Source organism: Streptomyces sp. NBC_00353 (assembly GCF_036108815.1).
Lineage (GTDB): Bacteria > Actinomycetota > Actinomycetes > Streptomycetales > Streptomycetaceae > Streptomyces.
This window is the reverse complement of sequence record NZ_CP107985.1, coordinates 5,124,256-5,142,499: the sequence shown is the minus strand read 5'-3', so window position 1 is coordinate 5,142,499 and position 18,244 is coordinate 5,124,256. Positions and strand designations below refer to the sequence as shown.

At 68.0% G+C, this 18,244-nt stretch carries 13 protein-coding genes, 2 tRNA genes and 3 pseudogenes; 10 read left to right on the top strand and 8 right to left on the bottom strand.

All coding sequences use genetic code 11. The features are described 5' to 3' along the window. Positions 1-65: 65 nt before the first annotated feature. Positions 66-905: a hypothetical protein gene (locus OHA88_RS23225; RefSeq protein WP_328626914.1), complete on the bottom strand. Its 840-nt coding sequence runs from the start codon at positions 903-905 to the stop codon at positions 66-68. A gap of 650 nt (positions 906-1,555) precedes the next feature. Here OHA88_RS23225 and OHA88_RS23220 point away from each other — a divergent pair. From OHA88_RS23220 to OHA88_RS23200, 5 genes and pseudogenes are all read left to right on the top strand, one after another. Next, positions 1,556-2,494 carry a hypothetical protein gene (locus OHA88_RS23220; RefSeq protein WP_328626913.1) on the top strand — a complete coding sequence of 313 codons (939 nt, stop codon included), beginning with the start codon at positions 1,556-1,558 and terminating at the stop codon, positions 2,492-2,494. A gap of 380 nt (positions 2,495-2,874) precedes the next feature. Next, positions 2,875-2,966, top strand: a tRNA-Ser gene (locus tag OHA88_RS23215). Between the two features lie 382 nt (positions 2,967-3,348). Then, entirely contained in the window at positions 3,349-4,782 is a 1,434-nt protein-coding gene (locus OHA88_RS23210; protein WP_328626912.1) for a YncE family protein, read from the top strand. Positions 4,783-4,831: 49 nt separating this feature from the next. Next, a pseudogene (locus OHA88_RS23205) lies at positions 4,832-5,044 on the top strand (tyrosine-type recombinase/integrase); the annotation flags it as partial. A 390-nt stretch (positions 5,045-5,434) separates the two neighbouring features. Beyond that, positions 5,435-5,917: a hypothetical protein gene (locus OHA88_RS23200; protein WP_328626911.1), complete on the top strand. Its 483-nt coding sequence runs from the start codon at positions 5,435-5,437 to the stop codon at positions 5,915-5,917. 156 nt (positions 5,918-6,073) lie between these two features. Here OHA88_RS23200 and OHA88_RS23195 read toward each other — a convergent pair whose 3' ends face one another. Continuing rightward, the gene (locus OHA88_RS23195) at positions 6,074-7,306 is read right to left on the bottom strand and encodes a phosphodiester glycosidase family protein (RefSeq protein WP_328626910.1); all 1,233 of its coding nucleotides are present in this window, start codon (positions 7,304-7,306) and stop codon (positions 6,074-6,076) included. A gap of 292 nt (positions 7,307-7,598) precedes the next feature. Here OHA88_RS23195 and OHA88_RS23190 point away from each other — a divergent pair. Beyond that, positions 7,599-7,748 (top strand): annotated as a pseudogene (locus tag OHA88_RS23190) (tyrosine-type recombinase/integrase); the annotation flags it as partial. Between the two features lie 215 nt (positions 7,749-7,963). On the opposite strand, the gene OHA88_RS23185 reads toward OHA88_RS23190, so the two are convergent. Next, positions 7,964-8,368 carry a DUF6221 family protein gene (locus tag OHA88_RS23185; protein ID WP_328626909.1) on the bottom strand — a complete coding sequence of 135 codons (405 nt, stop codon included), beginning with the start codon at positions 8,366-8,368 and terminating at the stop codon, positions 7,964-7,966. Positions 8,369-8,734: 366 nt separating this feature from the next. Here OHA88_RS23185 and OHA88_RS23180 point away from each other — a divergent pair, with 366 nt between their 5' ends. Continuing rightward, positions 8,735-9,952: a hypothetical protein gene (locus tag OHA88_RS23180; RefSeq protein WP_328626908.1), complete on the top strand. Its 1,218-nt coding sequence runs from the start codon at positions 8,735-8,737 to the stop codon at positions 9,950-9,952. 189 nt (positions 9,953-10,141) lie between these two features. Further along, positions 10,142-10,834, top strand: a pseudogene (locus tag OHA88_RS23175) (tyrosine-type recombinase/integrase); the annotation flags it as partial. Between the two features lie 51 nt (positions 10,835-10,885). Here OHA88_RS23175 and OHA88_RS23170 read toward each other — a convergent pair. Next, positions 10,886-10,959, bottom strand: a tRNA-Gly gene (locus tag OHA88_RS23170). Between the two features lie 477 nt (positions 10,960-11,436). Here OHA88_RS23170 and dcd point away from each other — a divergent pair. Together dcd and OHA88_RS23160 are read left to right on the top strand one after the other, a co-directional pair. Further along, positions 11,437-12,012 (top strand): dCTP deaminase, encoded by a 576-nt coding sequence (gene dcd / locus OHA88_RS23165; protein ID WP_030977663.1) that lies wholly within the window; start codon positions 11,437-11,439, stop codon positions 12,010-12,012. 9 nt (positions 12,013-12,021) lie between these two features. Beyond that, the gene (locus OHA88_RS23160) at positions 12,022-12,519 is read left to right on the top strand and encodes a phosphoribosyltransferase (RefSeq protein ID WP_267003717.1); all 498 of its coding nucleotides are present in this window, start codon (positions 12,022-12,024) and stop codon (positions 12,517-12,519) included. 74 nt (positions 12,520-12,593) lie between these two features. Here OHA88_RS23160 and OHA88_RS23155 read toward each other — a convergent pair whose 3' ends face one another. The 4 genes from OHA88_RS23155 to OHA88_RS23140 form a co-directional block, all read right to left on the bottom strand. Then, positions 12,594-13,508, bottom strand: a complete 915-nt coding sequence (locus tag OHA88_RS23155) for a Yip1 family protein (protein ID WP_328626907.1) — start codon at positions 13,506-13,508, stop codon at positions 12,594-12,596. Between the two features lie 538 nt (positions 13,509-14,046). Then, complete coding sequence (locus tag OHA88_RS23150) at positions 14,047-15,483, bottom strand: FG-GAP repeat domain-containing protein (protein WP_328626906.1); 1,437 nt, start codon at positions 15,481-15,483, stop codon at positions 14,047-14,049. Positions 15,484-15,563: 80 nt separating this feature from the next. Continuing rightward, positions 15,564-17,048 carry an FG-GAP and VCBS repeat-containing protein gene (locus tag OHA88_RS23145; protein ID WP_328626905.1) on the bottom strand — a complete coding sequence of 495 codons (1,485 nt, stop codon included), beginning with the start codon at positions 17,046-17,048 and terminating at the stop codon, positions 15,564-15,566. Positions 17,049-17,444: 396 nt separating this feature from the next. Beyond that, positions 17,445-18,134 (bottom strand): FG-GAP repeat domain-containing protein, encoded by a 690-nt coding sequence (locus OHA88_RS23140; protein WP_328626904.1) that lies wholly within the window; start codon positions 18,132-18,134, stop codon positions 17,445-17,447. Positions 18,135-18,244: the final 110 nt, after the last annotated feature.

The following is an 18,244-nucleotide window of genomic DNA, read 5'->3' as shown; positions in this document are numbered from 1 at the left end:
GGCAGTCGTGGAAGTCCGGCTACCAGTCCGTATGGCCGACCTTCACCGCCCGGGTCCGGCCCTGCTCAGCCCTGCTGCTGCGCGGTGGCCTTCTTCACCTGCTCGGTGACATCACCGGTCTGTGCGGCGGGCGGGGCCTTGATCGCGGCCGTGGCGCCGAACTTCTCGAAGTCCATCGTCACCGTCAAACTGCCGAACCACTGCTTCATACGGACCGGGAGATCCTTGGCACCGACCCAGATGTCCATGGTGATCGAGTCACTGCCGCCGGTCATTGAGCCGAAGAGGTTGTTCCCGTAGGCCTTCTTGAACTTGCCCATGTGCTCCTTGTCGACCACGGCCCGGTAGTGGGTCGCACTCTGCCCGTCGACGGTCTCCTTGCCGAGGTCGTCGACGTTGTTGGCGTACTTCAGGCCTTTCATGGCGGCCGCTGGGCTGCCCGCGCCGGAGCTCCCCTGCAACGCCTCGGCGCCCTTGTTGCCGAACACCGCAGACGCGTCGATCTTCATCCACTCCTTGCCCTTGAACGGGCCGGAAGGCTGCGGGTCGATCTCGTAGTAGTAGGCGCCGTCCACGTACACAGTGCGGGTCTTTGCGGCGGCGTGCAGCTGCTGCAAGTGGGCGGCCTTGGTGTCCATCAAGACGTCGAACGCCAGGCCGTGGCCCCAGGAGTACGTGCCGTCCATGGTGACCGGGCTGGCCGTCGGCGTCTCGGTCGTCGTCCTGACCTGGGCGGACCCCAGGTTCTCGGTCTGGTCAGTTGCCCGCGCCAGCGCCGCCATGATCATGTCGGCTTTGTCGACGGCCTTGGCGGCCGTCTTCGCGCCGTCCGTGCCGCACGCGGACGTCACCATCAGCGCCGCCGCCGTGACCCCTACGCAGGCCGCGGTGTATCGCAGTCTCATCTGTCCCGCCCCACTGCTGTGATTCTGTTGTGGATGCCGACTCTAGTGGGGTCCAGTGACACCCCTCCTGGTATTTCCGGGGTAGCTCACGCGGCCGGCACCGCCCGCAATCGGCTCCTCGGCGGCCTCGAAATTTGAACCTGTGGCCTCATCCCTATCAGGTCGATCACGAGGACTCGTGGACCTTGTCCAACGCGCTACGTGCCCTTGTTGGCCTGCCGCTGGGGTTCAGCGTCGATCGGTGAGATTCGCGCTCGTTGGTGTCAGTCGCTGATGTCAGGAGTCCGGACGCTCTGACGAGTCGGCTCGTCGGACTCTCGCGCCCAGGCGTAGGGCATCGGCTCGTTCACGTCCAGTACCCACGGGTCGGGGTACCTGGCGTGACATCCGGTGCACCGGGGCGCGGGTGCGGTTGTTCGACAGACGCCGGACCGCGGGTCTGTATGCATCCGGTGTGACGTTGGCAAAGGCCGGTGTGACGTTGGCAAAGGCCGGTGCGGCTCGGCAAAGCGTGTACAAAGCATTCACCTGCCGTATAACCCTCGCCGGGGTCACAGGTCAGAATCACGCGAGCCAACAGGCTCCTAGATCACTTGGGCCCCGCGTGACGACTTCTGCACCGCGGGACCCCTTCTCCACATGGGGAACACATGCGCATACGTGCCACCCTGGCCGCCGCGACGGTCTCCGGCGCTCTCGCCCTGGCCGCTTTCGCCGTGCCGGCCGCGCAGGCGACCGACGGAACGGGCCTGGCGCAGGCCCACAAGCTCGCGCAGCAGGCCTCGGGCCACCAGTCGGGCATGCAGGCGCGCTCGCTGACGGCCGCCGACTCCGGCGACCCGTACGAGCTGAACGCCACCTTCTCGAACATCAAGGTGAACAGCAGCAAGTCGGCGATCGTCGTCGGCACCACCAACGCGGTCCACGTCTCGTACAGCTTCACCTTCACCCACGGCTCGGACGCGGACCCCACCGCCGACGACTTCGTCTCGGGCATCGACCTCTACCGCAACACGGACGACGGGAACTTCCTGTTCGGCGACGCTCCGGCGACCTGCACGGCCGCCTCGTCGACCGTCGCGAACTGCAAGGGCAGCATCGACATCCACCCGCAGGAGGAGCTGACCAACGCCGACGCCGGCGCCCACTGGACCGGCGAGGCGTTCGCCACCGCCTACAACGGCCAGGACCCCAGCGACCCGAACGTCGACTGGAGCAAGGTCGGCACCGCGTACCAGGACGCCGTGTCCTCCAACGCCCTCCAGCGCTACTCCAAGCTCACGGTCAACGCGTCGCCGGAGCCGGTGAAGAAGGGCGGCACGCTCACCATCACGGGCGCCCTGACCCGCGCGAACTGGGACACCCACAAGTACGCCGGCTACACCGTCCAGCCGGTGAAGCTGCAGTTCCGCAAGACCAGCTCGTCGTCGTACCCGACGACCTACCTGAAGACGGTCACGTCGTCCTCCACGGGCTCGCTGAAGACCACGTACACCGCCACCTACTCGGGCTACTGGCGCTACTACTTCCTCGGCACCTCCACCACCCCGGCCGTCAAGGCCACGGGTGACTACGTCGCCGTTCAGTAGCGGTCCCTGGCACGACAACCCGACCGTGGTCATGCGGCGCGCGGCCGCGGCAAGGTCCGGCCTCCAAGCATGGCCGCATCTCGCTCCCAAAGCGGGTGTCAGCCCACGCGTCCTGAGTTGAACGTGCTGCGAGGTCCCGACTGCCGGCCGAGCGGGCAAGCAGTCTCATCGACGGTCTCATTCGTCGCCGTTCGCGGCCGTTCAGCTCTCCTGCAGGCAGTTCAGGGGGCCGGCCCACGGACGACCGTGACCCAGGACGAAAGGGGCCGTGCAGAGTTGGAATGCGTGCGCGACCCAAGGCGGCATCTGGGCCGCAGAGAAGGGGTGCGCGGCCAACCCGTGGCCAGGATGACGGTCGATCAGACCACTTCGGAGCGTAGTCCGAGGTCACGGGGCCAAGCGCTGACCTGACGGATCGGTCTTGAAAACCGTCGTCGCAGCGATGTGACCGTGGGTTCAAATCCCACACCCACCGCAAGTGAACGGCCCCTGACCAGATGAACCGGTCAGGGGCCGTCCTCATTTGCGCTGCCCGTCGGCCACCGTGGTTCCCCGTCAGTTCCCGCTCGATCGGGCACGAAAGGGGCACGCGTGAGGCGGGTCGCTTGCTCTCCGCGATCATCTACATAGAGTGATGAATAGTCACATAGTGTGTGTGGCTGCGGTGCGCTGTCGGCTCCCACGGTATGTCCGCTCGCGGCCGCCCTTCCTGACGCTGACGAAGCGAGGCATTCGTGATCCCACATGCGGGCAAGGAACCCAGGCCGCAGGGCGGCCCGGTACCGGACCGGGGCAGGCCTGGGCTACGCCTGGGCATCTTGCGGCCGGTCATCGGGGCCCTGACCATGCTGGCCATGCTGGCGGGACTGTCCCTGCCGGTCCTGGCCGCGGCCCCGGCGCAGGCGGCCGCCCCCACGCCGACCGCCTACGTCACCAATTTCAATTCGAACACCGTGTCGGTGGTCGACACGGCCACGAACACGGTCACCGGCACCATCACCGTCGGCACCAGCCCGTTCATTGTGGCCATCACTCCCGACGGCGCCCACGCCTACGTCACCAATTTCGGTTCGACGACGGTGTCGGTGATCGACACGGCCACGAACACGGTCATCGCCACCATCCCCGTCGGCCTCCACCCGGCCGGTGTAGCCATCACCCCCGACGGCACCCACGCCTACGTCGCCAATTTCGACACCGACAACGTGTCGGTGATCGACACCGCGTCGAACATGGTCACCGCCACCATCCTCGTCGGCGACGGCCCGGTCGGTGTGGCCATCACCCCCGACGGCGCCCACGCCTACGTCACCAATGAGAACGCGAACACGGTGTCGGTGATCGAAACGACCGGGAACACGGTGGTCGGAGCCCCCATCCCCGTCGGCACTACCCCGGCCTTTGTGGCCATCACCCCCGACGGCACCCAGGCCTACGTCGCCAATGAGATCTCCGACGACGTGTCGGTGATCAAGACCGCGTCGAACACGGTCACCGCCACCATCCCCGTCATCGACAACGCGGTCGGTGTGGCCATCACCCCCGACGGCGCCCACGCCTACGTCACCAATCAGGGCTCCGGCGACGTGTCGGTGATCGACACCGCGACGAACATGGTCACCGCCACCATCCACGTCGGCACCGTCCCGGTCGGTGTGGCCTTCACCTCGGATGGCACCCAGGCCTACGTCGCCGATCGGGGCTCGAACACGGTGTCGGTGATCGACACCGCGACGAACACGGTCACCGACACCATCCCCATCGACGATGGCCCCATCGGTGTGGCCATCGTCACGCCGCGGTTCCCCTCCTCCCTGACCGTCACCAAGACGCACCGCGGCGCGTTCGTTCAGGGCAAGAGGGACACCTACAGGATCACGGTCACCAACCACGGCACCGGCCCGACCGACGCCACCACCGTCACCGTGACCGACACCCTGCCCACGGGGCTGACCCCCGTTTCGCTCCGCGGTACCGGATGGTCCTGCACCCGCGCCACACTGACCTGCACCCGCAGCGACGCCCTCGCCCCCGGCCGCAGCTACCCGACCATCAAGCTCACGGTCAAAGCGTCCTGCAGCGCGCCGAAGAAGGTCACCAACACCGCCACGGTCACCGGAGGCGGCAGCACCCCCGACACCGCCACCGACCCCACCACCATCAAACGCGGCAAACACTGCGAAAAGCACCACCACAACGGCAAACACCACAAGAAGCACCACCACAACGGCAAACACCACAAGAAGCGACACGACGCACACAGTAAGCAGCAGCCACACCACGACTGACGACCCGCCACGGACAGCACGCACGACAGGAACACCAGGCGGCAGAAAGGGGGCCGCGCCATCTCCGCATGGCGCGGCCCGGCACGGCTGCGCGAGGCTCCTCACCGCGGCCGGGGTCGCGCCCCGCGTCGTGATGGCGATCCTCGGGCACAGCCAGATCAGCATCACCATGGACGTCTACACGCACGTCGTTCACGACACGCAGCGCGAGGCCATCAGTTACATGGACTGGCTGCTCAAGAGGCGCCCCGGCCGTGAGTGACCGCCCCGTTGGTGTCAAAAACTGATGCCAAAGGCCCCGGACCATGATCGGTCCGGGGCCTTTTGCCTGGTGCCCCCGGCAGGATTCGAACCTGCGACACCCGCTTTAGGAGCGTGGTGGGGCGAGTTGGGATCTGACCTGCGGGATGCCGACTTCGGCGGCTACTGGCTTCGCCCACCGCCAGCAGCCGCAGTTCCCCGCGAGTCCCCGCCCGATCTGGCGCGGTTGTGGCACAGGGGAACTTCTGATCCGTAGCTCAATGCAGGTCGGTCAGCCTCAGGCATTCCGGTCAGTACACGGCTACGCAGGCCACGGACAGCTGACACGGTTGCTGTGCTTCTCTGCTATACGGCATCTCCGGCTGTCAGTGCTGCATGGCACTGTGCCGCCATGACGACAACGGCAGAGCTCACCCTCTTCGCGGACTACTTTCAGATACACGTATCCGATGCGGATTCGGACGGTGATCTAAGCGACGCGTGGACGGACCAGGCCGTTGCCGGTCACCTCGCGGTTGCACAGGATGCGCTGGGCATCGGCACGGCGGTCAATGTCAACGTATCCGTCACTGTTTTCATCCTGCCTCAGGAGCCGAGTGATGACAGCTCGGAATTCGATCACGTGGTCGAGGCCAGCCTCGACGTGTCGTTGGGTCGCCTGATGGTTCTGGGTTGCACGGACTACGCCCCCGATGCGGCTACGTTCGAGGTCCCGTCAGGCTGGAACCGTGTCCGCGTGTCCCGGAGCAACTTGGCTCGGGCAGCTCAGGCCGACATCGACTCTGACGAGAGCCCCGAAACCACCGAGAAGATGCGTATCCAGGTGTGGCCGGCCCCGGAATCTCCAGCAAAGATCATCAAGCGGTGGTCTTAAGCAACCTCGGTGGTTCGCCAAGCTTCCGTGACGCAGCCCTCTTCCATGTGCCACCACTCCTGATCGGTTCCGTGGTGGAGGAGCTTCTTGATCTTGCCGAGGTTCGCTTCCGGGGGGCAGCACCTGCCACGCACCATGGCCCGCCCGGCCATTGGATCAGCGCGAGAAGAGCCCGATGCCCTCCGGGACCGGGCGTTCTGCGCCACCGGTCGGGTGGTTGCGGACGAGGGGGGTGCCGGTCACCGGGTCCCGGGTCACCAGGGTGGACGAACCGCCCCCGTCCAGGTTCACGCCCGCGTCGGCGCCCACGGTGCCGAGTACGTCGGCGACCTCGGCGACCGTCAGGCCCGAGCCGCTCTCCGCACTTCCGTCCAGTACCAGCAAGTAGAGCAGCTGACCGTGGTCACCGACACCCGCGCCGGTCCGGGTCGCGGCGGCCTTGGTGTCGAGGCCGGGCAGCGGCTCGCCGTCCCGGAGCACCGGGAAGCCGCCCACGGCGAACTGGAACTGCTTGCCGCTCGCCGTCCTCAGCTGGTCGGAGACCTCGACCTCGTCCCCGGTCCGGAGCGCGCGCAGCCGGTCCGCTCCGGCCTCCCGGCCGACCAGCACCACGGTGTCCTCGGCGATCGCGCCGGCCCCGATCGTCGGGGATCCGGAGACCACCCGGCCGTTGTGGACGGTGACCTCGTAGGTGTTCGTGGAGCAGGCCGCAGCCCGGACGGTGTCGGTCCCGCACACCGAGCGCTGCCGCGAGACCTCGCCCCACTTCGGGCTGAATGCTCCCACCCCGCCCACCGGGATGGCGTACTGGTTGAAGCCGCCCAGGTCGAACGAACCGGACTTGGTGCGGACGCTTCCCTTGAGCGTCAACTCGTCCAGCCGGGCCCGCTTGTCGGAGCCCACCCCGATCACATCGCGCGTCGATGTGCCGGGCGGCAGACCGGGGCCGAACCGCTGGCCGTCCGGCACAGCCGCCTTGAGTGCCTCACCGTGAGCAATCGCCGGGCCGACCGCGGAGTTGGTCGGGGCCACCCCCACGTGCTGGGACTCCTCGATGTTGAAGAAGTCCGCGTTGACGCCCGCCACCGCGCCCTGGGCGGCGGCCATCTGGGACAGCTTGACGCGGCTGGAGACAGTGCCGGGGGTGAGCAGGTCCACCGAGACATGCCGGTCGGTGAGGTCGGCGGTGACCAGATGCCCGGACACCACCCCGTGCGAGCCCGTCACCGAGAACGCCCGGTAACTGATGCCCGGTGCCACGGACACATCGTCAGCCAACCGGACCTTGTCCAGCGCGGTCGCCTGCCCGAGACCCGCACCCGCGACCACCGCACCCACGGTGGCCGCCGCGGCGACGACCGTACGAGCCCGACCAACAGATCTCATCATGTGATGTCCCGTCATATCTCTTTGGGTGCAAGATCTTCGACAGACGGCATGACACAGGACGGGACACGACATCGGACAACGGCGCGCCGAAGGGACGGCGAACTCTGATGGCGCGCCGCCCACAGGACGCGCGTCTAATCAGCAGCGGCGTCCTTTGCGGTCCTGATCGTGCCGCCCGTTACGGCACCTACGGGGGCACAAGATCCACGTAATGGGCTTGGATCCCCAATGGGTGGACAAGCACACGAAGCTCCCGCCGGACAGGTCGACCCTTGGCGGCAAGCCATCTGGGCTGAAGGCGATCCTTCAAACTGCCGTCGACGATGAACTGCTCCAGCGCAACCCCTGCCGGATCAAGGGCGCCAGCAAGGAAGAACCCGACGAGCGGCCGGTGGCCACGGTCGAGCAGGTCTTCGCACTGGCCGAGGCGATGGGCCCGCGCCCGACCTCTTTCCCCAACCCACTACTTTCCCAGCTCCCATCCCGTCCGCCGTCGGCCCACACACCGTGGAGCGGGCGTGGTTCATGGCGTCCAGGTGGAGCGCGCCACTGTACGAACGACCTGGACGCCATGGGCCTGTTGAACTGCGGAAACAGCCGGGATGGGGGTGGGAAGAGGCGTACCGCCGTGACCGTGGTTGACCGCTGATCCCTGGCCTACCTGGTGCGCATCTGGTGCGGCCGCCACTGTTCACGGTGGTCTGGATGATCGGCGTATGACAGGACCAGGTCCAGGAGGTCGGGACAGGGCCAGTCCTCGCCGTCGTACTGGCAGTCGTTTCGGTTGTCCCAGGGCAACTCTGGGTCGTCGATTGCGGGGCTGAGCACGTGTCGCGCCAAGACCCGGCGTTTGGCTTCTACGTCACGGAGAACGCGGGCCGGATCGTGGTGAGCCACGTGCTGGGCGATCGTCGGGTGAAATCCGGAGAGATCCATCTGACAGAAATCGACAGTGTCTCCGTCGGCGGTCCACTGCCCGCAGTCATCGCTGTCGCACTGGCCGGCCAGTTCGGCCACCTCGTCCAGGCGCGCTCGCAGGAACTCCACCACGTCATGGCTCATGGGCGCATCATCGGCGATGGGCTGCCCGCCTGACACCCGCTTTAGGAGTTCGATCACCGACCCATACGACGTCCGGCAACGCGCTCGTGGGGCTGCATTAGTTTCCGGGTCGTGGCCGCCCCTGTGCGCTCCGGTCCGTCGTCGTTGATGTCAACCGGTGATGTCGGGGGCAGCCGCTGCGCTCGCCGCTCTTGTGGTCTGTTCGATGGAGGTCGGCGTGCCGTGCAGGGGCTGACATCCGGCCTGCCGTCACTGTGAGCGATAGCAGACGTGATTGACGTGTAGCTCTGGACCGGGGCTACCGCCCGAGAAGAAGGAGGCCCCATGGCGGCGTTTCGAGGCGCCTGTCTGCGCGGTGCGATCGCTGTGGCCGGCATGGTGGTGAGTTTGGTGGCCATGCCCGCGACGGCCCAGGCCGCGACAACCAACGTGCCCTGTGACCCGACCGCACTGAAGAACGCGATCACTAGCGCCAACTCCGGGGACACGCTGGTGCTGGCCCACAACTGCGTCTACAGCTACACCACGCCGGACAACGCCAACAACGCTTTGCCCGTGATCACCAAGAAACTCACCATCAATGGACGCGACGCCACCATCCAACGAGACCCGACGACGGCAGCCCTGTTCCGCATCTTCGAAATCGATGGACCCGGGAACCTGGCACTCAACGATCTCACCGTCCGCAACGGCAGCGTCCCGGGTACTGCTGGTGGCAACATCCTCGTCATTCCGGGTGGGACACTCAGCCTCACCCGTAGCGTTGTGACGAACGGCACCGCCACCGACGGCGGCAACATCGCCAATGCGGGTGGGACCATCGACCTCACCCGTAGCGCCGTGAGGAACGGCACCGCCTTCGACGGCGGCGGCTTCTTCATTCTCGCCTCTGCCACCGTGCGGATCCGTCACAGTGCCATCCGCGACAACACCTCGGCAGCATTCGGCGCCGGCATCTCGAGCAGAGGCGACCTCACCATCGCCGACGGCACCACGATCAGCAATAACGCCACCGGCGGCGTCGGTGGCGGACTCGCCAACAGCGGCCCGACGACGATCGATGATTCCGAGATCTTCTCGAACAGCGCAGCCAGCACCGGTGGCTTCAGGGGCGGTGGAGGGATCTTCAACCTCAACGCCGGCAAGGTGAACCTGCACCACACCCGTGTGGAGCACAACACGGTCACCGCAACGGCGAACGCGCCGGGCGTGGGCGGGGGGATTTCGAACCAGGGAGTGGCCGCCACGGTGACGATTGACGGCGGAAAGATCGGACACAACTCGGCCGAGGGGACCAACGCCCAGGGTGGTGGCGTCTACAACGAGGGCACGCTGAGCACCAAGCGGCTGGAGATCGAACACAACACCTCCACCGGCACGGGTGCCCAGGGCGGTGGTCTGACCAACAACGGTGGGACCGCCACGCTCACCCGCAGCCAGGTGGAGCACAACACCAGCAGCGCCCCTCCCGGCGGAATCAACAACAAGTCCGGCACGGTGGCCCTGAACGACAGCAAGGTGAAGCACAACAAGCCCACCAACTGCGCTGGCAGCGCAGTCCCGGTGCCTGGCTGCGTGAACTGACCAACCGGATTAACCCACCACCTTCCCCAGCTCCCATCCCGTCCGCCGTCGACCCACACACCGTGGAGCGGGCGTGGTTCATGGCGTCCAGGTGGAGCGCGCCACTGTACGAACGACCTGGACGCCATGGGCCGCGTCTGCTCGGCTCTGCCTGGGTCGACGGTGGACGGGATGGGAGCTCCCCATGCACGCCCTGCCTGCCGGATCAGGGGCGCCGGAAAGGAGTCGTCTGCCGAACGCCAGATCGCCACCGTCGCCCAGGTCGACGCGCTCGCCGATGCCCTTGGGCCTCGCTGGCGGCTGATGGTCTTCCTCGGTGCGTACGGTCCCTTGAGGCCCGAGGAGCAGGCCGAGCTGCGTCGCAGGGACGTCGACCTGGACGAGATGACCATCCGCGTCCGCATGGCCGCACCCGAGCTGACCACCGGCCGTCGTGCTCCTGGCGACACCAAGTCGGAAGCGGGCAAGCGGGTCGTGGTCCTGCCGGCCTTTCTGCGGGCCGACCTCCGTCGGCATCTCGACTGGTACGCCGAGAAAGGTCCGGACGGACTGCTGTTCGTGGGGGAGAAGGGTAAGCCGTTCCGCCGGTCCACCTTCGGGCGGAAGTGGCGTGCTGCGCGTACGAAGGTTGGTCTTCCTGACGGCTTCCGCTTCTACGACCTTCGTCACACCGGGCACACGCTCACGACCCGTTCCGGGGCGACGCTGAAGGACACGATGGTGCGCGCTGGGCAGTCGACCGAACGCGCCGCGCTCATCTATCAGCATTCCGACCTGGAGCGGCAGCGCGAGGTGGCAGCCGGCCTCGACCAGCTCGTACGGGCTCGGCGCGAAGCAGTGGATGACCAGGCATCTGGCACGGATATGGCACGGGACGCTTGAACTGGTCCAGACAACAAAGAAGCCCCGGGCCGATGGCCTGGGGCTTTTGTATGGAGCGGGTGACGAGAATCGAACTCGCGCTCTGAGCTTGGGAAGCTCATGTTCTACCATTAAACTACACCCGCGCGGAGCGCTGGTTGATCAACGCTCATCGTCGCACACTCTACCCCATGGCAGGCCCCCGGTGCGTGAGCCGGGGGCCTGGGTGTCGTGTCCGAGGTGTGGATGCGGGTGCCGGGGGCGGGAGTTGGGGCGTAGCGTACGTAGTCGGAGTGCCGCCTGGAGCGGCGTCCTCTTCATCCCCTAATGTGGCGTTCTCGTCCAAGGCTTGTTGGGGAAGGGACTTGATGGACTCCATGGAGCGCACCGTCGTCCGCTGTGCCGAAGGGCACATTTTCGCTACCGCTTCGTTCCCGATGCAGCAGCTCGGGGCCGGTCGGATCGGTCCCGGGAGGCTTATTCGCTGCCCGCGTTGTGCCCGGTTGCGGCATGCCGTTCCTGTGGTGTTCGAGGAGCGGTAGAGGCGTCGGCAGACGGTTGTGGCAGAGCGCGCGGGGCGGTCCGGTTGGGGCGGGCCCGCGCGTTCTGCGTATCCTCGGGACGTGCTTCTCTCAGACAAGGACATCCGGGCCGAGATCGACGCCGGGCGGGTCCGCATTGATCCGTTCGATCCGTCGATGGTGCAGCCCTCGAGCATCGACGTGCGGCTCGACCGCTACTTCCGGGTGTTCGAGAACCACCGCTATCCGCATATTGACCCAGCCGTCGAGCAGGCGGACCTGACCCGTACGGTCGAGCCGGACGGGGACGAGGCGTTCATCCTGCATCCCGGCGAATTCGTGCTCGCCTCGACGTACGAGGTCATCTCGCTGCCCGACGATCTTGCGTCGCGGCTGGAGGGCAAGAGTTCGCTCGGCCGGCTCGGGCTGGTGACGCATTCGACTGCCGGGTTCATCGATCCCGGGTTCTCCGGGCATGTGACCCTGGAGCTGTCGAATCTCGCGACGCTGCCGATCAAGCTGTGGCCGGGAATGAAGATCGGCCAGCTGTGCATGTTCCGGCTGAGTTCGCCGTCGGAGTTCCCGTACGGCTCGGAGCGGTACGGGTCGCGCTACCAGGGGCAGCGTGGGCCGACGGCCTCGCGTTCGTTCATGAACTTCCATCGGACTCAGGTGTGATGCCGGACCATGAATGACGTACGGGAGAACCTGACCTACGAGGCGTTCGGTCATGCCGTGCGGGAGCTCGCGCAGACCGTGGCCGACGACGGCTACGAGCCGGATGTGGTGCTCAGCATCGCGCGGGGCGGGGTTTTCGTCGCGGGCGGACTGGCGTATGCGTTGGACTGCAAGAACATCCACCTGGTGAATGTGGAGTTCTATACCGGGGTCGGGACGACTCTGGAGATGCCGGTCATGCTGGCGCCCGTTCCGAATGTCATTGATTTCTCGGACAAGAAAGTCCTGATCGCCGACGATGTCGCCGATACGGGCAAGACGCTGAAGCTGGTCCGTGATTTCTGTATCGATCACGTCGCCGAGGTGCGCAGCGCGGTCATCTACGAGAAGTCGCACTCGCTCGTGAAGTGCGAGTACGTGTGGAAGAAGACCGATCGCTGGATCAACTTCCCGTGGAGTGTCGAGAAGCCTGTCGTGCGGCGCAGTGGGCAGGTTCTCGACGCCTGAGGCGGGAGCAGCAGTGGAAAGTGGATGACCCCCGGTGCCGAGGCGCCGGGGGTCATTTCTGTGGTGCGGGTGCGTCAGATCGTGCCGAGTTTGATGATCGACAGAAGCGCGATCAGCTGGATGGCGGATGCGCCGAGTGCCTTCGGCCACGGCAGGTCGTGCGACTTGCTGACCATCGAGGTGAAGAGTGCGGCCGACGCCAGCCAGGTGACCCAGCCGAGGACCTGGACCAGGGAGTTCTCGCCGCCCAGGAACAGTGCGAATATCAGGCGCGGTGCGTCCGTGATCGACATGATCAGCATGGAGAGGCCGACCGTCGGCTGCCAGGCGCCGTCGCCGCCGAGCTGGCGGGCGAGGGTGTGGGTGACCGCGCCGAGGACCAGGCCGCCGATGACGAAGCCGACGCCCGTGAGGACGACGTACGGGACGGCGGCGGAGAGCGTCGCGTGGATCGCGTCGTCGCGGGCCTGGTCGAAGCCGAAGAGTGCCAGCAGGCCGTAGAGGAACGTGACGATGAGCGCCGGGCCCCAGACGGGGTAGTCGCGCATCTGCCAGAACGTCGGGCCGGGGCGCAGCACGATGCCGCTCAGCAGGTCCTTCCAGTGCAGGCGGGGGCCTGCGGGCTGGGCGGGGGCCTGGCCGGCGCGGTAGGTGTTGCCGTCGCCGTACGGGTCCTCGTTGATGCTGAACGCTTGCGTGTGACCCGGGTTGTTGGCGTACGGGTCGCCTCGGTGGGGCTGCTGGGGCTGGTTGTACGGGTCGCCGAAGTATTCGGGCTCGCCGTGTGCGCCGCCGTAGCCGCCGTTGCCCTGATGTGCCCCGGGCCGGCCGGCTGTGTACGGGGTGCCGTTGCCTCCCGTCGGCGGCCATGGCTGCTGACCGTACGGCGGCGGTGGTGCCTGCGTGCCGTACGGCTGCTGCCGCGGTTGCTGTTGCCCTTGCTGCGGGGTGCGGTTGTCCCGGCCGCGTCCGATCCTGAATCCAGCCACGTAATCGAACGTACCTGGTCCGGGACAGTGAGGTGCTGGGCCCGGAGGATCGGGCCCGGCTTTGCGGCCGAGCTGTGACATCCCCTAAGGGTGTCCCGAGGCAGCAGTGAGGGGTGTCTACGGGGCGGTCGGAGGCACGGATCCGTACCGCAGGGGATCGACGGACGAGGGCAGTGCGAGCGTGCGCGGGGAGAACGGGCTGGGCGCGGCGTCCCCGTCGCCGCGCAGCTGCCAGGCCGCGCCGAGCGAGCCGTTCTCGCCGGGGGAGCCGGCCGTGGCGTCGGGCAGGCCGTCGCCGTAGCCGCCGCGGCCGTCGGCCGTCAGGGGGTTCCGAAGGGGTCCCCGGCCTCGGCGACGCGGGGGATGCCGGGGCCTGGCTGATCCGGGCGCTGCCAGGGTTGTGCGGCCAGGGCCACGCAGGGTCCGGCAGGGCAGGGCCGGGAACAGGGCCCCTTCTCCTCTGCGAAAGCGACGAGCCCGTCCCGGTGCTGTCCACCACCCGGGACGGGCTCACTGCGCTCACACGGCACGTGCGTGGTCAGTCGGCCATCACGTTTCCGAAGAACGGGTATCCGGCCGTGGAGATGCCCACGGCCGACGCGCCGAAGCTGACGGCGCCTTTGGTGGTCACGCCCGAAGAGGTGCCGCGCAGGCTCCAGACGGCGCCGTCCGCGCTGTTCTCGCCGTCCGCGCCGACGGAGAGGTCCGCGCGGCCGTCCGCGTTGAGGTCGGCGAGCCGCACGGCCGAACCGAAGTGGTCGTTGTCCTCGTTGGCGCCGGGGACTCCGGTGGTGCCCTGGTGGACCACCTTGACCCCACTCGTGGACAGGCCGCGCAGGTTCCCGCGGAACACGGTGACACTGCCGGCCAGCGTGGCGTCGCCGATGCTCTCGTAGTAACTGGAGACGGCGGCGTCGTCGTGTCCGTCACCGTCGATGTCGCCGATGGAGATCGCGTTACCGAAGTAGTCGCTCGACTCGTCGTCGCCGGGCACACCCGGGGTGTCCTGGTCGATGACTTGTGCCGTGCCGGTACGCACCCCTTCGTCACCACCTAGGTAGGTGACGATGGAGCCGCCTGCGTCGCCCTGACTGCCACCCCAGGCCCAGCTGACGATCACGTCGTCGTAGCCGTCGGCGTTGAGGTCACCGGTGGCCACGGTGTCGCCATCGGCGAGGATGTCCTGATAGGCCATGCCGGCCGCGGACCCCAGATAGACCAGGCTGCCGTCGGCGGCGCTGTAGCTGTTCGGGTTGTAGAAGCCCGTGACCAGCAGGTCGCTGTAGCCGTCCGCGTTGAAGTCCCCGGAGGTGAGCGTCCTGGCCCCGTGGGAGGTGCCGGGTTCCAGGTCGGTGCTCAGCTCGAACTTGGAAGCGGCTCCGGAGGACTTGGTGAATCCACCCCTGTAGATCCAGACTGCGCTGCCCGTGCTGCCCACCGCGAGGTCGGCTCTGCCGTCGCCGGTGAAGTCGCCCACGGCCAGGGACTTGCCGAAGAGATCGTGGCCGGACGGGTCCGGATCGCCGATGGTCGTCCCGCCGGACAGGCCACGGGCGCTGCCCCAGAGGACCACGACGGTGCCGCCGTTGGTGTCGGCGCCGACGTCCTCGCCGCCGGTCCCGACGACGAGGTCGGCGTATCCGTCGTTGTTCAGGTCGCCGGACGCGAGTACGGAACCGAAGGCGTCGTTCTTCTCACCGGTGCCGGGTACACCGCTGGAGTTCTGGCTGAGGACCGTGCGCCGGGAGGCGCTGATGCCGGATGCCGAACCGTAGTTGACCACTACGGCGCCGGCGCGGCTCGCACCGCCCACGGTGGCACCGACGGCGGCGGTCGCGAGGTCGCGGTACCCGTCGCCGTTGAAGTCGTCCGCGTACTTCGCGGGCGCGGCCGTCGCCGGGGTGGTCGGGAGAGTCAGGGGGGTGAAGGCCGCCGCCGTGAGCGCGACGACGGTCGCGATGGTGCGTTTGCGCATGATGTCAGGCTTCCGGGAGGGGGGAGGCCGGACCCACGACGGATGCGCGGGCCCGGCCGGATTGTGGTGCGGGGCCGGCGTCAGTCCGTGAAGTTGGCGCCCAGGCGCGGGGTGCCGGTGGCGGAGATGCCGAGGGTGGAGGTGTAGATGCCGGAGGAGGAGGCGAGGGTGCCGTCGGCGTTCACGCGGACCGGGTAGAGAGCGCCGTTGGAGCCGTTCTCCCCCAGCGCGCCCACGTACACCTCGTCGCGGCCGTCACCGTTGAGGTCGTCGAGGTGGACGTCCGAACCGAACTGGTCGTTCTTCTCATTGGTGTTGGGGACGTACGCGTTGTTCTGCTCGAGGAACAGGGCGCCCGAGCCGGTGATTCCGGAGCCGTCCGCGGCGCCGTACAGGACCGTCGCCGCCCCGGTGTCGGCGCCGCCGGTCAGGTCCTCGCCGGGGGTGCCGACGACCAGGTCGAGGTGGCCGTCGCCGTTGACGTCGCCGAGGTCGACCTCGGCACCGAAGCCGTCGCCGCCCTCGCTGCCGCCGGGGACGCCGGGGGTCTCCTGCGTGAACTTCTGGGTGTCGCCGGCGGACGGGCCCGACGCGGTGCCGTGCACCACGGAGACAGCCCCGCTTTCGGCCTTGCTGTTGGAGTCGGCCCAGAAGTTGCCGATGACGACGTCGTCGTAGCCGTCGCTGTCCGTGTCGCCGAGATCCGTGATGACACCGGTGGGCAGGCGCTGGGAGCGTGCCGCGCTCAGGCCCGACGTGCTGCCCGGGATCCAGAGGTTGGCGTTGTAGTCGGTCTCGGTCGAGTAGCCGTTGACGATCAGGTCGTCGCTGCCGTCGCCGTTGGCGTCGCCCGAGTGGAGGTTCCAGACCCCCGCGCCGTCGCCGCTGTAGACGGCGGCGGAGAGCGTGGTGTGCCGGCCTGTGGTGTTGGTGCGGGTGAACGGGCCGGTGAAGATGTCCACCGTGGCGGAACCGTGCTCGGACGCGATCGCGAAGTCGGCCTTGCCGTCGCCGTTGAAGTCGCCGGCCTCGGCCGGCCCGCCGAAGCCGTCGTGCTTGGTGGGCCGCGGGTCGGCGACCGTCGTACCGCCGGTGAGGCCCGAGGGCGAGCCCCAGAGGATCGCCGCCGTGCCGCCGTCCTTGTCGGAGCCGACGTCTTCTCCGGGGGCGCTGACCAGCAGGTCGTCGTATCCGTCGCCGTCGAAGTCCCCGTACGCCGAGTCTGCGCCGAAGACATCGCCGCTCTCGGCGTTGCCGGGTACGCCTGCCGTGTTCTGGCTGATCGTCGCGTACTTCTTGGAGACCGTGCCGCCGTAGACGACGGCGATCTGCCCGGCATCCGCGTGGCCGCCGACATAGGCGTGCGAGGCGGAGACGGCGGTGTCGCCGATGCCGTCGCCGTTGAAGTCGGCATCGGCGTCGGCGCGGGCCACGCCGGTCACCGCGGACGCGCTGCCTGCCGACACGGCGAGCAGCCCCGCGGTCAGCGCGGCGGCCGCCGCCGTCGCGGTGGCGAGGCGTATGCGCGTGGGAGAAGGAGCGGGGGTGCGCTTGTGCTTCTGCATGCGGGTTCTCCTGCAACATGCGGGGATGCCTGGCGGGCATCCGCAGTCAATGGGGTGCGTTCCATGGGCGTTTGCCGGGAGTTGTCCCAGGTGTGGCCCTGCGGTTGGCGAACAGGAGACTCGCGGTGGGGGTGGAGGGTTGTATGGGGGGTGCAACTATTTCTGGGGCGGGAGGTGGAGGCGGGAGGGAGGAGGCGCGGGGCCTCCCCTGAGACTCCCGCTGCCGGGCGAGCACAGCCTGTACGAAACCGCCCCGAAGTCCCTTCCCGGCGTCACCGGGACCACGCCCGGGCACGGCGGTTCCTCGTCGGCCTCGCGATACGGGATCCCGCCCCACCTCGCGTTCGCGCCGGGTGCTCCCGCCGCCACGTCCGCGTGGCGTCGGGCCGGGCGCGGCTATTCGATCCGGAGTCGTATGCCGATGTCGTGCGGTGTGAACCCTTGCGACCGGTGCGGATCGAGGCCGTCGGCCGTGCCGCGCAGCACGATGTACTGGCCCTTGCGCTTGTTGTAGAGCTCCCCGAACACGATCGCGTCATCGTGTCCGTCGCCGTTGACGTCGAGCAGCGGGCCCGAGTGGACGAAGTAGTTCCAGTAGTGCGGGTTCGGGCTGCCGGGCAGCCCGTCGCTCTCCGCGTCGACCGACTGCTCACCGTCGGTGGACGGCACACCGGAAGCGCCGCCCGGCAGCAGCGTGATCTTTCCGTCGTGGCGGCGGAAGCCGGGGGTGTCGACAAGGACGTCGGGTTTGCCGTCCCCGTTCACCTCGCCGACGACGGGCCCGTCGCCGAAGTCCTCGCGCCGCCCGGTGCCGAGCGCCGTGTCCGAACGTCCCGTCCCCAGCCCGGACGCGGCGCCGTAGCGGACGGTGACGCCGCCCCGGGCGCCGGGTGTCGGCAGGAGCAGGTCGGGAATGCCGTCCCCGTCGGCGTCCCCGGTGCCCGGGGTGGCGGGGCCGTCGAAGGTGGAGACGGCCCGGCCGAGCGCGGCCTCGGGCCGTGCGCGGAGCGCTTCCCGGCGTCGGGTTTCGACCAGGTCAGCGGGTGCGGGTCGGCGGTGCAGCCGGCGAGGAGGGCGGCGCCGCACAGGACGGCGGCCGCCGCCGGGAACGTACGCGGGCGGAAGGACGCGGACAGCCGGCGGAACGGACGCATCAGGCGGTGAACTCCTTCGGGGAGAAGGTGACGTGAGGCTTC